Origin of the sequence: Helicobacter sp. 11-8110, from assembly GCF_003288905.1 — a bacterium.
Classification (GTDB): Bacteria; Campylobacterota; Campylobacteria; order Campylobacterales; family Helicobacteraceae; genus Helicobacter_D; species Helicobacter_D colisuis.
Genome location: NZ_NHYL01000001.1, coordinates 22127 through 37296 on the forward strand (window position 1 = coordinate 22127; position 15170 = coordinate 37296).

The 15170-nt window shown below is 33.7% G+C and carries 13 protein-coding genes; 9 read left to right on the forward strand and 4 right to left on the reverse strand.

The window, feature by feature from the left end; genetic code table 11:
* Positions 1-73 precede the first annotated feature (73 nt).
* From CCY98_RS00115 to CCY98_RS00125, 3 genes are read left to right on the forward strand one after another with little or no spacing between them, the layout of a single operon-like run.
* Entirely contained in the window at positions 74-643 is a 570-nt protein-coding gene (locus CCY98_RS00115; protein ID WP_112056585.1) for a DedA family protein, read from the forward strand.
* Positions 643-4086 (forward strand): methionine synthase, encoded by a 3444-nt coding sequence (metH, locus tag CCY98_RS00120; RefSeq protein WP_181566519.1) that lies wholly within the window; start codon positions 643-645, stop codon positions 4084-4086. The genes CCY98_RS00115 and metH overlap by 1 nt, the downstream gene beginning before the upstream one ends.
* Positions 4087-4094: 8 nt before the next feature.
* On the forward strand, positions 4095-4451 hold the full coding sequence (locus CCY98_RS00125) for a methionine-R-sulfoxide reductase (RefSeq protein ID WP_112056586.1): 357 nt from the start codon (positions 4095-4097) through the stop codon (positions 4449-4451).
* A gap of 47 nt (positions 4452-4498) precedes the next feature.
* Here the strand turns inward: CCY98_RS00125 and CCY98_RS00130 are convergent, their stop codons facing one another.
* Positions 4499-5059 carry a hypothetical protein gene (locus tag CCY98_RS00130; RefSeq protein WP_112056587.1) on the reverse strand — a complete coding sequence of 187 codons (561 nt, stop codon included), beginning with the start codon at positions 5057-5059 and terminating at the stop codon, positions 4499-4501.
* A 291-nt stretch (positions 5060-5350) separates the two neighbouring features.
* Here CCY98_RS00130 and CCY98_RS00135 point away from each other — a divergent pair, with 291 nt between their 5' ends.
* The 3 genes from CCY98_RS00135 to ychF are packed head-to-tail and all read left to right on the forward strand — an operon-like array spanning position 5351 to position 8475.
* Positions 5351-5941, forward strand: coding sequence for a DedA family protein (locus CCY98_RS00135; RefSeq protein WP_112056588.1), 591 nt, complete (start codon positions 5351-5353; stop codon positions 5939-5941).
* Positions 5938-7362 (forward strand): leucyl aminopeptidase, encoded by a 1425-nt coding sequence (locus CCY98_RS00140; RefSeq protein ID WP_112056589.1) that lies wholly within the window; start codon positions 5938-5940, stop codon positions 7360-7362. Before CCY98_RS00135 ends, CCY98_RS00140 begins: the two co-directional genes overlap by 4 nt.
* Positions 7363-7371: 9 nt before the next feature.
* Positions 7372-8475, forward strand: coding sequence for a redox-regulated ATPase YchF (ychF, locus tag CCY98_RS00145; RefSeq protein WP_112056590.1), 1104 nt, complete (start codon positions 7372-7374; stop codon positions 8473-8475).
* A gap of 24 nt (positions 8476-8499) precedes the next feature.
* Here the strand turns inward: ychF and CCY98_RS00150 are convergent, their stop codons facing one another.
* On the reverse strand, positions 8500-8982 hold the full coding sequence (locus CCY98_RS00150; RefSeq protein ID WP_112056591.1) for a hypothetical protein: 483 nt from the start codon (positions 8980-8982) through the stop codon (positions 8500-8502).
* A gap of 159 nt (positions 8983-9141) precedes the next feature.
* Complete coding sequence (rpsU, locus tag CCY98_RS00155) at positions 9142-9354, reverse strand: 30S ribosomal protein S21 (RefSeq protein WP_005020782.1); 213 nt, start codon at positions 9352-9354, stop codon at positions 9142-9144.
* Positions 9355-9530: 176 nt separating this feature from the next.
* Here rpsU and ccoG point away from each other — a divergent pair, with 176 nt between their 5' ends.
* Positions 9531-10913, forward strand: coding sequence for a cytochrome c oxidase accessory protein CcoG (gene ccoG, locus CCY98_RS00160; RefSeq protein WP_112056592.1), 1383 nt, complete (start codon positions 9531-9533; stop codon positions 10911-10913).
* Positions 10913-11977 (forward strand): AI-2E family transporter, encoded by a 1065-nt coding sequence (locus CCY98_RS00165; RefSeq protein WP_112056593.1) that lies wholly within the window; start codon positions 10913-10915, stop codon positions 11975-11977. Before ccoG ends, CCY98_RS00165 begins: the two co-directional genes overlap by 1 nt.
* Here the strand turns inward: CCY98_RS00165 and CCY98_RS00170 are convergent.
* Positions 11974-14613, reverse strand: coding sequence for a valine--tRNA ligase (locus tag CCY98_RS00170; RefSeq protein ID WP_112056594.1), 2640 nt, complete (start codon positions 14611-14613; stop codon positions 11974-11976). The genes CCY98_RS00165 and CCY98_RS00170 overlap by 4 nt on opposite strands.
* A 160-nt stretch (positions 14614-14773) precedes the next feature.
* On the opposite strand from CCY98_RS00170, the gene fliW reads away from it, so the two are divergent.
* On the forward strand, positions 14774-15166 hold the full coding sequence (gene fliW, locus CCY98_RS00175) for a flagellar assembly protein FliW (RefSeq protein ID WP_112056595.1): 393 nt from the start codon (positions 14774-14776) through the stop codon (positions 15164-15166).
* Positions 15167-15170: the final 4 nt, after the last annotated feature.

The following is a 15170-nucleotide window of genomic DNA, read 5'->3' on the forward strand; positions in this document are numbered from 1 at the left end:
TTGTTTTTAGTATTCACTAAAAACAATAAGGATTTGTTATAATTTAAAATTGATTTAAAAAGCAGAGGAAAAAATGCAAGAAACGATTGATTTAATTGTGAAATATGGCTATGTAATTTTGTTTTTGTATTCTTTAGGCGGTGGATTTGTGGCGCTTGTTGGAGCTGCTGTGCTAAGTTATGCGGGTAAAATGGATTTAATAGCAAGTATTGCAGTGGCAATTGTGGCAAATTTTTTGGGTGATTTATTGCTTTTTTATTTGGCGCGTTATCAAAAGCAAGGAATGATGCCTTATCTCTCAAAACATAGGAGAAAACTCGCTTACATTCATTTATTGATGCGAAAATATGGCTCAATTATTTTGATAGTCAAAAAATATATTTATGGTTTAAAAACGCTTGTTCCTTTTGCTGTGGCGCTAACAAATTACGGCTTTATGAAATTTAGCCTTTATAATGCTTTGGGTGCGATATTATGGGGTGTTAGCATTGGACTTGCTGGGTATTTTTTAGGAGAGGTGATTCTTAGGGGAATGGATTTACTAGGACAATATCCATATTTAGCGCCAATATTTATTTTTATTTTATTTGGTGGAATCTGGATTTGGCTCAAAAAAGTAAGCACAAAAAGTAAGGGAAAATAATGAAAATAAGATTGCAAGAGATTGTTAAGAAACAGGTTTTAATTATTGATGGAGCAATGGGGACGGAGATTCAAAAAAAAGAAAAGGTAGAATGGGGCAAAAATGCCAAAGGAGAGAGTTTGGCAGGTTGCACAGAAGCTTTAAATCTCTTTAGTCCTGAAGTAGTTAAAGAAGTTTATACAAGCTATCTTCAAGCAGGTGCTAATATTATTACGAGTAATACTTTTGGGGTTATGGAGTGGGTGTTGGCTGAATATGAAATGCAAGAGCACTCTAGGGAGATTGCTAGAATTGGTGTGCAATTAGCAAAGGATTGTATTAAAGCACACACGCCATTGGAGAATCAAAAAGATGCCCTATTTGTGGCAGGTTCTTTGGGGCCTGGGACAAAGTTACCAAGTTTGGGGCATATTGATTATGATTCTATGTTTTTGGGCTATTGTGAAGCTGTAAGAGGCTTTAAAGAAGCTAATGTGGATTTGGTGCTTTTAGAAACCGCGCAAGATCCTTTGCAGATTAAAGCAGCCTTGCACGCTATTAAAGAGATTGATGAGAATTTGCCCATTATGGTTTCAGCCACAATTGAAACAAATGGAACTATGCTTATTGGAACAGACATTGTAACTCTTTTTTATATTTTAGAGCCTTTTGAGATTTTTTCTTTAGGGATTAATTGTGGTTTGGGTCCAGATTTAGCAAAAAAATATCTAACAGAATTAAGCAGGGTTAGTAAATTTCCTATTTCTATTCATGCAAATGCAGGATTACCACAAAATAAAGGCGGAATAACTTATTATCCTATGGAAGCAGAGGAGTTTAGTGAGATTGAGAGTGATTTTTTGAATATTGCTGGAGTTGCTTTGCTTGGAGGTTGTTGTGGGACAACACCACGCCATATTTCAGCTCTTGTTGCTAAAACAAGAGGCAAGATTCCACTTTCTCCACAAGGAGAATATCAACCAAGTGTAGCTTCCTTGTTTGGAGCTTGTGAGTTGGCGCAAGAACCTGCACCATTGCTTATAGGTGAGAGATCAAATGCAACAGGTTCTAAAGCCTTTAGAGAATTGCTTTTAAAAGAAGATTATGAGGGAGCTTTAGGCGTTGGGAATGAGCAGGTTAAGCGGGGTGCGCATGTGCTTGATGTGAGTGTGGCATTTGCTGGTAGAGATGAAAGTAAAGATATGCAAGAGCTTATTATGCGATATGCCACAAAAATCCCTCTGCCTTTAATGCCTGATTCTACGCAAGTGAATGCTTTAGAGATTGGCTTAAAGCTAATTGGTGGGCGTTGCATTATTAACTCAGCAAATTTAGAAGATGGTATTGAAAAATTCGATAAAGTGGCTAGTTTAGCTAAAAAGTTTGGTTGCGTGCTTGTGTGCTTAACCATTGATGAGCAAGGAATGTGTAAAACTAAAGAGAGAAAAGTAGAGTGTGCCAAAAGAATGATGCAAAGAGCTATTGAGATTCATCATTTAAGAGAAGAAGACATTATCTTTGATCCACTCACCTTTACTATTGGTAGTGGAGATGAGGAATATTTCACAGCGGGGATTGAAACGCTAGAAGCTATTGCAGAAATTAGAAAGCTTTTTCCTAAAGCAGGAAGCACTTTGGGGCTTTCTAATATTTCTTTTGGATTAAGTAAAGAGGGTAGGGTTTGTCTTAATTCTGTTTTCTTGCATCATGCAATCAAAAAGGGCTTAAGCACTGCTATTGTAAATGTTGCGCATATTATTCCTTATGCAAGATTGGAGAGTGAGGATATAGAAGTTTGTGAGAATTTAATCTTTAACACTCAAAAAAGTCCGCAGGTTTTATATGATTTTATTAGCCATTTTGAAAAAAAATCTGGATTAGGCTTTGAAAAAACAGAAGAGGATTTTTCTTTGAGCACACAAGAGAGAATTGCAAAATATCTCATTGAAGGGGATTTAAGCGCAATGCAAAAGATTCTGCCAAGCGCAAAAGATGAGATTGATCCTGAAGTAATTGTCAATGAAATATTAATTGATGCGATGAAAGTAGTGGGCGAGAAATTTGGAAATGGTGAGATGCAGTTGCCTTTTGTTTTGCAAAGTGCAGAAGTAATGAAAAAAAGTGTGGATTATCTTAATGAATTTTTGCCTAAAAAAACTAATACACATAAAACAACTATAGTGATTGGGACGGTTAAGGGTGATGTGCATGATGTAGGCAAGAATCTTGTGGATATTATTTTAAGCAATAATGGATTTAATGTGATTAATATTGGCATTAAGGCAGAATTGGAGAAATTTTTAGAAGTCATTAAAAAAGAAAAAGTGGATTGTATTGGTATGAGTGGGTTGCTTGTAAAATCCACTTTGATTATGAAAGAAAATTTAGAAGAATTAAAAAAACTTGGAATCACAATTCCTATTATGCTTGGTGGAGCAGCCTTGAATCGAAACTTTGTAGATGAGTATTGTCGCCCTAATTATGATGGAATCATTTTTTATTGCAAAGATGCCTTTGATAGTGTAGCGGCAATGCAGATTATTCAAAGTGGAGATTTTAGTGATATTACATTGCCCTCTCAAAAAGGAAAAAGTGAAGATTCTAGGTTAGAGCAAAGAATGGCAAAAAAACTAGAAAAGTTAGAAGAAGTAAAACAAGAGATTTTTTACTCTATGGAATGTGAATTGACTTTTTCTTATCAAAGCTACAATCCACCATTTTTTGGAAGAAAAGCTTTAAAATTAAGTAACGATGAGATTCAAAGTATTTTTGAGTTTATTGATAAAGACTTGCTCTTTAAACACCGATGGGGTTATAGTAAGCTAAAAAAAGAGGAATATTTAAAGCTTAAAGAAAAGGAATTAGAGCCACTTTTTCAGTCCCTAAAAAATGAATTTATTGAAAAAAATATTTTTGCTCCTGTGGTGCTTTATGGTTATTATCATACGCGCACTAGGATTCCTGATGATAAAAAAGAGGGTTTGATTTTGGAGTTAAGTGATCGTGCAGATTTTAGTAATGCAGAATCTTTTTTATTTCCTAGGAGCACTAAAAAGCCTTATTTGTGTTTAGGGGATTATTTTAATAAAGAAGGTGATATTTGTGCCTTGCATTTAGTTTCAAGTGGATTAAACTTAGCACCTTTTGAAGAAAAACTCTATAAAGATAATCAATACCATAAATACTATCTCACACATGCCTTGGGTGTGGAGTTAGCAGAGGCTTTGGCTGATTTTGTGCATCAAAGAGTAAGGCGTGAGCTTGGATTAGGAGAGAAAGAGGGAGAGAGATATTCTTTTGGTTACCCAGCGTGTCCTGATTTAGCTTTAAATAAAGGCTTGTTTAATTTATTAAAACCACAAGAATTTGGCATTATACTTAGTGAAACTTATCAAATGAGTCCCGAGGCAACAACTTCGGCTTTGATTGTTCCACATAAAGAAGCGAAATATTTTGCAATTTAAGGATGAAAATGTATAAAAAACTAAATGAACAAGAGCAAAGGGTAATTCTCCATAAAGGCACTGAAGCACCTTTTAGTGGAAAATATGAGAATTTTTTTGAAAAGGGGATTTATTGTTGCAAACAATGTGGTAGCGCTTTATATGAATCTAAAGATAAATTTCATTCGGGTTGTGGTTGGCCTAGCTTTGATTCTTGTATTAAAGGGGCAGTTAGAGAGCAGCTAGATAAGGATGGCAGAAGAATAGAGATTGTTTGCGCAAAATGTGGTGGGCATTTGGGGCATATTTTTAGGGGAGAGGGATTTACTGCTAAAAATACTAGACATTGTGTTAATTCTATTGCTTTAGAGTTTCAAAGCGATTAATAAAATCATTATTTCTTAAGTAGATAAAAAATCTACTTAAGGTTTTGTTATTTCATATCGGCACTAAAAACAATTTCAACTAGAGGCCAACTTATGCCTTTGTGTCCTGGTGCAACATCGCTTAATGCTTTTAAGGCTTTGCTGCTATTTTTAAAGGCATGCAAATCAAGATCTCCCTTTGCCACAAGTTTGCCATCGTTAATTTTATAGGTCATAGGAACTAGGTCACTTTCCTTTCCGATGGTTACTTTAGCAGTAATTACGCCCATATCTTTACCTTCAACTACATTTTCAAAACTTACATGAATGTCTGAATTAGCATTTAAAACCTCAAAAAATGTCTGGACAATATTTGTAGTAATGATGCCATTATCATCGTGCATATCTATATCTTTTGTAGAAAGCACTGCCTTGGCATTTTTTAGTTGTGAGCTAATAGAAGAATTATCTTTTCCAAACATGAATTTACCAGTCTTAAAGACACCCTTTGTGCCTACCATTTCTGAAGTTTTATAGCCTTCAAATTCCACTTTTACACTCTCTGTGTCAATTCCATTTGCACAAAGAAAACTAAAGGCAGCTGATAGCAAAAACACATATTTTTTCATTTTTGAATCCTTTACATAAATTGAAATTAAGACTAATTGTATTTTTAAAAAACTTAAATAAAAACCAGTCTAAAACTAATTATATGCTATTTTACATTAAAATAGAATAATTTTTTATGGAGAAAAAATGTGTGAAATTTATTGTTAATGGCATTTTAAAACAAAATCTCTCATATAGAAAAAATATCAATTTACTTGCATTAATAGAATCTCTTTGGGTAATTTATATAACTGGGTTTATTAAGCAAAGTTTTGATAGAATCCAAAAATTTTTATTTAAAGATTTTTAAAATGGAAGCATTATTTACGCAATGGATTCAAGAGTATGGTTATATTATTTTGTTTCTCTGGAGTATTTTAGAAGGAGAGCTTGGGCTTATTATGGCAGGAATTATGTGCCATACTGGACATATGACAATTCCCATTGCAATTTTAGTAGCTGGATTTGGTGGGTTTGTGGGAGATCAGATTTATTTTTATATTGGGCGATATAATAAGCAATTTATCTACAAACAACTTAAAACTCAACGAAGAAAGTTTGCCTTTGCGCATTTACTTTTACAGCGTTATGGTTGGCCCATTATTTTTGCGCAGAGATATTTATATGGAATGCGAACAATCATTCCTATGAGTATTGGAGTAACACGCTATAGTGCTAAAACTTTTGCTCTCATTAATCTTGTTAGTGCGATGGTGTGGGCTGCTATTACAATTTTATTGGCTTATTTTTTTGGAGAGCAGCTTTTGGCATTGGTAAATTATGGTAAAGAGCATTATTATGTTGCTATTCCTTTTGCAATTCTGCTTGGAGGTGGTATTTATTATTATTTACATAAAGTTACGCAAAAAGTGGAGCGAAAAATTACAGGAGAGAAAAAATGAAAATCATAGCAAGTCAAAAACAAGGGGAAGTAAAAATCATACTTTTAAAGGACAGAGTGATTCCAAAAGATCTTAGCAAAGATGAAAAAAAGGAATTAGAGTTTTATGGTTTTGAGGGCGAAGGGAGTTGCTTAGTTGGTCAAAGTAAGAAGTTTTTTATAGGATTAGAAAAGTATGATTACGAATTTCCTAATGCCCTAAGCGATGCGATTGCCAATGCGATTTGTAGTTTAAAAAAAATGAAAATCAAATCGATTTCTATAGAAGTAGAAAAAGAAGAAGAGATTAAAAAAATATGCCTTGGAATCTTGCTTGGAGCTTATAGTTATGAAGAATTTAAAAGCAAGAAAAATGAAATAACTCTCAAAGAGGTTTATCTAAATTCGAATAAATTAGATGAAAAGATTTTACAAGAGCAGATTTTAGAATCAGAAATCTTGGCTACAAGTATAAATCATACTCGAGATTTGATTAATACACCACCTCAACAAGCTACTCCAGAATATATGGCAAAATACGCAGAAAATCTTGCAAAATCGATAGGCTTTGAATGTCAAATCTATGATGAAGAGTTTTTAAAAAAAGAAAAAATGGAAGCTTTTTTGGCAGTTGCAAGAGCAAGTGTGCATAAGCCTTATTTGGTGCATTTAAGCTATAAACCAAAGGATACCAAAGGACAAAAATTGCCTAAATTTGTTTTTGTGGGTAAGGGGCTTACCTATGATAGTGGTGGGCTTAGCTTGAAGCCTGGTGATTATATGACAACAATGAAAGCCGATAAAAGCGGTGCGTGTGCAGTTATTGGAATCTTAGAAGCTGTAGCAAAATTTGGAATTAAAGCAGAAGTGCATGGAATTTTAGGGTTGGCTGAAAATATGATTGGAGGTAATGCTTATAAGCCTGATGATATTTTAAGGGCTAGGAATCAAAAAACAATTGAAGTGCGCAATACAGATGCGGAAGGAAGATTGGTTTTAGCAGATTGTTTGAGTTTTGCAAGTGATTTAAAGCCGGATTTTCTCATTGATTTAGCGACTTTAACAGGAGCTTGTGTTGTAGGATTGGGCGATTATACAAGTGGAATCATGGGGTATAATAAAAAACTTCAAGAGGAGTTTGCCAAAGTAGCCTTTAGGGTTGGAGAATTAACAGGAATCTTGCCTTTTAACCCTTATTTAAGGAAACTCTTAAAATCTGAAGTTGCAGATTTATGCAACATTCCATCAAGTCGTTATGGAAGTGCAATTACTGCTGGAATGTTCCTAGGAGAATTTGTTGAAGAATCGCTTAAGGATAAGTGGTTGCATTTAGATATTGCAGGTCCTGCATATGTGGAGAAAGCTTGGGGGGTGAATCCTTTTGGGGCAAGTGGGATTGGAGTGCGCGCATGTGTAGAATTTATCAAAAGCAAAGTAAAATAAAGGATAAAAATGGGATTATCAATTGGGATTGTGGGGTTGCCTAATGTTGGCAAATCAACGACTTTTAATGCATTAACTAAAACACAAAATGCTCAAGCAGCAAATTATCCTTTTTGCACTATTGAACCAAACAAAGCTGTTGTGCCAGTTCCTGATAAAAGACTACAGGAGTTAGCTAAAATTGTAAATCCAGAACGCATTCAGCATTCAGTGGTGGAATTTGTGGATATTGCAGGTTTAGTAAAGGGTGCAAGCAAGGGAGAGGGGCTTGGTAATCAATTTTTAGCTAATATTAGAGAAACAGAAGTGATTTTACATATTGTGCGGTGTTTTGAGGATTCTAATATTACGCATGTAGAGGGAAGTATTGACCCTTTGCGCGATATTGAGATTATTGAAACAGAGCTTTTGATTGCAGATATGCAGACTTTGGAGAAACGCATTGAGAGGCTAACACGAATGGCTAAAAGTGGAACTGATAAGGAAGCAAAGGCAATGCTAGAAATCTCACAAATGCTTTTAGCGCATATTGAACAAGGAAATCCTGTAAGAAGCTTTCAGGATAAAGATGAAAGATTTTTTGCTTTGGATAAAGAATTGCGATTCTTGACTAACAAAGAAATTATCTATGGTGCTAATGTTGATGAGAGTGGTCTTGGACAAGATAATAAGATGGTAGAGGGTTTGCGTGAATATGCTAAGGAAAATGGTTGTGAGGTAATCAAGCTTTGTTCTAAGATCGAAGAAGAATTAGTGGGATTAAGTGATGAAGAGCAAGAAGAGTTTTTAAATGAGCTAGGAATTAAAGAGAGTGGTTTAGATTCTGTGATTCATTTGGGATTTTCTAAGCTTGGACTTATTAGCTATTTTACAGCAGGTGTAAAAGAAGTGCGAGCTTGGACAATACATAGAGGAGATAAAGCTCCTGTGGCAGCTGGTGTTATTCACAATGACTTTGAAAAAGGTTTTATTAGGGCTGAAGTTATTGCTTATGAAGATTTTATCAAGTATGGTGGAGAAACTAAGGCTAAAGAAGCTGGTGCTATGCGAGTTGAGGGTAAGGATTATGTGGTGAATGACGGAGATGTGATGCATTTTAGGTTTAATGTATAAAATACCAAAAAACAAAGGAGGAAATTAAAATCCTCCAAAGTATCTAACAGCGCTAATTTTTTTATCCACATTAGCAAGTAAATTACGATTTTCATCGCTTAAATTTGAGTTATCTAATAGATTTTGAGTGGTTTTGGAATCAAGATTGGGGTTGAGCTTGGAGAGAATATCGAATCCCATTTTTTCTTCCTTATTAAGAAGTTTATTTTCAAGCATAGCATCTCCAAGTTCTTCTAGATTCCCTGAAAAATTAGTCGCAAAATTTTGAATGGTAGATAATTCTTGACTAATTTCTAGCGTATCTTGTATTTGGCTTGGTGCATAGAAGTTGCCTTCTTGGTTAAATAAACTAGAATCTGTTTTGGAGACTTTTTGGGTGCCAAAAACAGAATCACTTTTTAATGGATTAGAATAGCCTGAAATGTTATTGTTCGCATTGTTATTTTGCGCATCGTACGATTGGCTTAAGAGACCCCACATTGAACTATTTTTATCGGTTATATTCATTTTATTTCCTTGAGACTAGAAATTTATATGTAAAAATAAAAGCAAATAGCATTCCATAAAATATTAAAAAAGATTGATAGAAGATCTGAATGGAATTTTTGGAGTTTAAAAGAAATCAATTAGTATAACTTTTGGGAGATTCCCAAAAGTTAAGTTAAATTAGAGCCTTGATTCGTAGCGTCTAAGCATATAAAGGCGTTTTAGCATTTTTTTGCGAGCGCTAATTTTTTGCTTTTTACGCTTTTCAGTCATTGGTTCAAAGAATCTTCTTGCGCGACTTTCAGTTACAACAAGATTTCTATCGGCTTGTTTCTTGAACTTTCTGTAAGCATCATCAAAAGATTCATTTTCCCTTACTTTTATTCCTGGCATCTAAATCACCACCTTACATATAAAATTTTGTTAGGAATAGTATTCTATCTAAAAATAGTTTGATTTGCAAGATTTCTAGCTATTTTCATAAAAGGTTATATATTAAATTGAGAATATTTTTAGCGCGTTTTGCGGTGAAATTGTAGTATAATATCCGCAAAAACAATGGAGTCTCTATGGAGTTACAATCAAATATTAAAGCGCATTTTTATCGCAAAAAGCGTTATTGGGTTTATCTCATAACCACTATCATGGTCCTTTGTATTCCTTTTATTAAGATTAATGGGAATCAAATTTTTCTTCTTTCTTTTGATCACAAACAATTGCATCTTTTTGGCATCGCTTTTGATATGCAAGAATTGTATTTAATGCCATTTTTGTTGATTTTGCTTTTCTTGATAATTTTTTTCTTGACAACTCTTGCAGGTCGTGTGTGGTGTGGTTGGGCTTGTCCTCAAACGATTTTTAGGGTTTTGTATCGAGATTTATTGGAGACAAAGATTTTAGGGTTGCGCAAAAGAATGGAGAATCGCCAAATAGATCCGGATATGTCTTTGGGAATAAATAAGCTTAAAAAGATAGTCGCTTTTGGGATTTGGGTAATTTTAGCATTGATTATAGCAGCTAATTTTATGTGGTATTTTATTCCTCCTAGTGATTTTTTTGCTTATATTCAAAATCCATTAGAGCATAAATATCTTTATATGTTTTGGCTTGGAATCGCGATTTTTTTGATTGCAGATATTATTTTTATTAAAGAGAATTTTTGTATTTATATGTGTCCTTATAGTCGTGTGCAAAGTGTTTTGTATGACAATGATACTATTATGGCAGTTTATGATTATAAGCGCGGTGGAGTTGTGTTTGATTCTAAGGGGATTAAATTATGGAAAAAGCCAGAAACTCCAAATGCTGAATGCACTGGTTGTGAAGCCTGTGTGAAGATTTGTCCAACGCATATTGATATTAGAAAAGGTATGCAACTAGAATGCATTAATTGCTTGGAATGTTCGGATGCTTGCACCAAGGTTATGACAAAACTAGGCAAACCAAGCTTGATTTCTTGGACAAGCCCACAAGCTATTGAAAAACAGCAAAAAGTTCGATATATGCGATTTAAAACCATTGCTTATCTTGCAGCATTAGTGATTGTGTTAGTAGGGCTTTTGTATATGAGTTCAACCAAAGAGAGTATGCTTTTAAATATTAACCGCAGTGAGCTTTATACAATGAGAGATAATTATAGAGTGGAAAATTCTTATATCTTTTTATTCCAAAATACTAATCGCAATGGATATGAATTTTATTTTGAAATAGAGGGTAATGATATGATAAAGATTAAACGCCCATCTAAGCCATTTTATATTAAATCTGGTGAGAAACTTAAGCAAGTTGTAGTGCTTTATACAGATGAAAATTTAGCCAAAGATTCTGAAAAAGATACTCATATTCCTCTAAAGATTAGGGCATATGCGCTTGATTCTGAAGAAAAAATTGAAGTAATTAGAGAGAGTGTTTTTATTTATCCGCCCAAAAATGTAATGAATAACGAGAAATAATGAAAGAATCTTTTAAGGGGATTTATTTTTTTTTCACAGCTTTTATTTTAACGCTTATTGCGTTGCTTAAGCTGTATTCTCCCTTTTTAATGAATATTTTAATAGCATTTTTGCTATTTATTGCAACACATAATATTTTTCAAATTATTTTCAAAAAAATAAAATCCACTTTTTTAACTTCACTATTAATGACCTTGCTTTTGCTTATTTTATGTTTTGTTCCCATCTTTTATGTGGCAATTAATCTAGCTTCCTTTGTGGGTAATATAGATTTGGCTAGTTTGCAACAATTTTTTACAGATATGCAAGTAAAAATATCAGTTGCAGGGAAGGATTTTTTGGAGTATTTACCTGTAGTCTTTCAGCAACAAATTAATGATTTATTAGCAAGTGTTAATAGTATTAATTGGGCAGAATTTTTCAAAAAAGCACTTAGTATTGTTGCAAAAATTTCTGCAAATAGTGCTTATTTTTTAAGTGATGCTGTTTTTATTATTGTGTTTTTGTTTTTCTTTTATTATTATGGCAATGCCTTAGGAAAATATTGCTTAGAGATTATTCCCATTGAAAAGCAGCAGATTAAAACTCTTTATGATGAAGTCAGTGCAGTTATTAGTGTAGTGTTTTATTCATCGATCTTATCTATGGTTTTACAAGGTGTGCTTTTTGGAATCTTAATGGCTTTTTATCATTACGATTCAATTCTTTTGGGTGTTTTTTATGGATTTGCTTCGCTTATTCCTGTGGTGGGTGGGACTTTAGTGTGGCTTCCAGTTGTGTGTTATGAAATATATTTGGGGAATATAACAAATGCCATAGTTATCACTTTGTATTCAATCATTGTTATTGCTACTCTTGCAGATAATGGAGTGAAGCCTTTTATGATTGCATTTATTAATCGAATTTTAATAGAAACTCCAGTGAAAATTAATGAAATGTTAATTTTCTTTGCTATTATTGCAGGATTATCTAGTTTTGGATTTTGGGGTATCGTATTGGGTCCTGCTATTACAGCGCTTTTTATTGCAATGTTAAGAATTTATCAAAATCTCTACAAGCACTAGTTTTGTAGAGAATTTAATTCTAGCTGTATTTTTTGAAATTTTTCTTGTTGTTCAACAAGGGCTTTTTGATTGCTTTTGAGCACTTGTTGTGGTGCATTAGCAAGGAATTTTTCATTATTTAGCATAGATTGTAATTTACTTATTTCTTTTTGGGTTTTTTCTAATTGTTTTTGTAATTTTGTGATAATTGGTGTTAAATCAATATCTTTTGTAGGGAGATAAGATTCAAGATTTTGTGTAATATCCACAACGCAATGAGGTATTTTTTTTGTTGTGATTTCTAATTCTTCAACTTTAGCAAGTTTGCAAACATAATTTTTAAAGGTTTGAATGAAATCTTGTGGTAGAATAAAGCTTCCTTTAATGTAGGCTTTTGGAATCTTTTGATTGGCTAGATCGATAGTGGTTTTAGCGCGGCGAATAGAAACAATAGAATTTAAAATTAATTCAAAGGTTTTGAAATTTTGTGTGTTTTGATAATGGAAGTTTGGATAGTTTTTAATCATGATAGATCCGCTTTCTTCTAGGGTGCTACCATCAAGCTTGTGCCACAAGTAATCGCTAATAAAAGGCATATAAGGATGTAATAAAAGCATTGATTCTTTAAAGATTGCACCTAATTCTACAATAGAATCTTTATCAGCTTTGCCAAGCTCAATACCCCAATCGCAAAATTCTCCCCACAAGAAACGATAGAGTGCATTTGCTCCATCATTAAAGCGATAAGCATCAAGATAGCCTCGCACTTCTTTTGTGGTGTTGCTTAGAAGTTCTGCCATATATTTCCCTAGTGGAGTTTTTGGTTCTCCTATTTCAGAGAGATTGGGGAAATTTTGTGTATTAAGAAGCAAGAAGTTAGCAGCGTTATAAAGTTTATTGGTAAAATTTTTGCTAATTTCAAGCTGATTGCTTGAGAGTTTTACATCTCTACCTTGCGCACAAAGAATTGCTAGAGTAAATCGTAAAACATCAGCGCTGTAGTTTTCAATTATTTCCAAAGGATCAATAACATTACCCTTGCTTTTGCTCATTTTTTGTCCATTTTCATCACGGACTAGGGCGTGGAGATAAATATCTGGGAAAGGTAGTTTAGAGAGAAGGTGTTCTCCCATCATTAACATTCTAGCTACCCAAAAAAATAAAATATCAAAGCCTGTAATCAAAAGAGAATTAGGATAAAACTCTCTTAAGTCATCTTTTTGCCACAATGTGCCCTCTCCCCATTCTCCATTTCCAAATCCAAGCGTAGAGAAAGGCCACAAAGCCGAGCTAAACCAAGTATCAAGCACATCTGGATCTTGATAAATTTGTGTGTTTTGGCATTGTGGGCATTTGGTTTGTGGATTTGTGCTTGCCCATTGATGATTGCAAGAATCACAATAAAACACAGGAATTTGATGTCCCCACCAAAGTTGTCTTGAAATACACCAATCGCGCAATTCTCTCATCCAAGCATTGTAATTATTTTTCCATTGTGGTGGGAAAAAGTTACTTATATTAGCATTAATTTTTTCAATGGCTTTTGCTGCTACTTCTTTTTTTAAAAACCACTGCTTAGAAATATAAGGCTCTACAACATTTCCACAGCGATAGCAATGTCCCACTTGATTCTTATAATCTTCAATTTTTTCAATAAAGCCTGATTCTTGGAGTTTGGCGATAATTTTTTCGCGTGCTTCTAGTCTTTCTAACCCTTTAAATTCACCAGCAAACTCATTTAAGATTCCATTTTTATCAAAAATAGTAATTTGTTCTAGATGATGTCTTTTTCCAACTTCATAGTCATTTGGATCGTGTGCGGGAGTTACTTTAACAGCACCACTTCCAAACTCCATATCAACATGGCAATCAGCAATAATGGGAATGGATTTATTAAGGAGTGGGAGTATTACTTTTTTGCCAATGAGACTTTTGTAGCGGGAATCTTGTGGATTGACCATAACAGCAGTATCCCCAAAGTAGGTTTCTGGACGCGTTGTAGCCACGATAATATAATCTTTAGAATCTTCTAAAAAATAGCGTAAGTGGTAGAGTTTTCCATTGTTTTCTTTGTATTCAACTTCAATATCTGATAAAGCACCATCGTGTGTGCACCAATTAACAAGGTATTTTCCTTGCACAATAAAGCCTTCATTGTAAAGTTTTACAAAAGCTTCTTTAACAGCATTTTGCAAACCCTCATCCATAGTAAAGCGGGTTCTGCTCCATGCAGGAGAACTTCCAAGTTTGCGCATTTGTTTTAATATTGCTCCCCCACTTTGTTCTTTCCACTCCCATACTTTTTGTATAAATTTTTCCCTTCCTAATTCCTCTTTTTTGATGCCTTGTGCTAGAAGTTGCTTTTCTACAACATTTTGTGTTGCGATTCCGGCATGATCAAGCCCTGCTTGCCAAAGTGTTTTATACCCATCCATTCGTTTATAGCGGACAATAATATCTATAAGTGTATGATTGAGCGCGTGTCCAATATGAAGACTTCCTGTAACATTTGGGGGTGGTAGCATAATACAAAAGTTTTGATTTTTTTGTATAGTGGCGTTGCCATTGATTTCAAAATAGCCAGATTTTTCACAAAAATCATAATATTGCTCTTCAATTTCTTTGGGGTTGTAGGTGGTATTTGTTTTTTCCTGCATAAAAGCCCTTTTGTTAATGATATAAAGTTGGAATAGTTTTTGCTAATGAAAAATAAATTTTGAATTTTACCAAAAAACTAGAGCTTTATAAATGGAATTTGAGTTTTTAGAGTTAAAAAAGTGGTAAAATGATAAAATTAATTTACAAAAGGAGTTTGATATGAAAGGTGAAAAGTTTATTGTTAAATCTCATATTTTAGGATTTGAAGATGTAAATGAAGTGGAGTTTGCTGAGATTGATGATGGAAGTTTGGCATTTTTGTCATTGAAAGGAAGAGATACTGAATTGCTTTTAATTAACCCTTATAAAGTGCGAGAGTATTCTTTTGAAGTTCCTGCAGGTATTCAAGCTTTGTTGGATATGAAAACAGATTCTAAAGTAAAAGTTTTTTGTGTGTTTGTGAGAGAAAAGCAAACTGAAATTCGCATTAATTTCCTAGCGCCAATTATTTTAAACTATGACAATCACACTTTAGCGCAAGTGATTCTAACAGCAAAAGATTACCCAAATTTTGGTGTAGCAGAATCAATTAAAGATTATATTAAAGAATAATTTA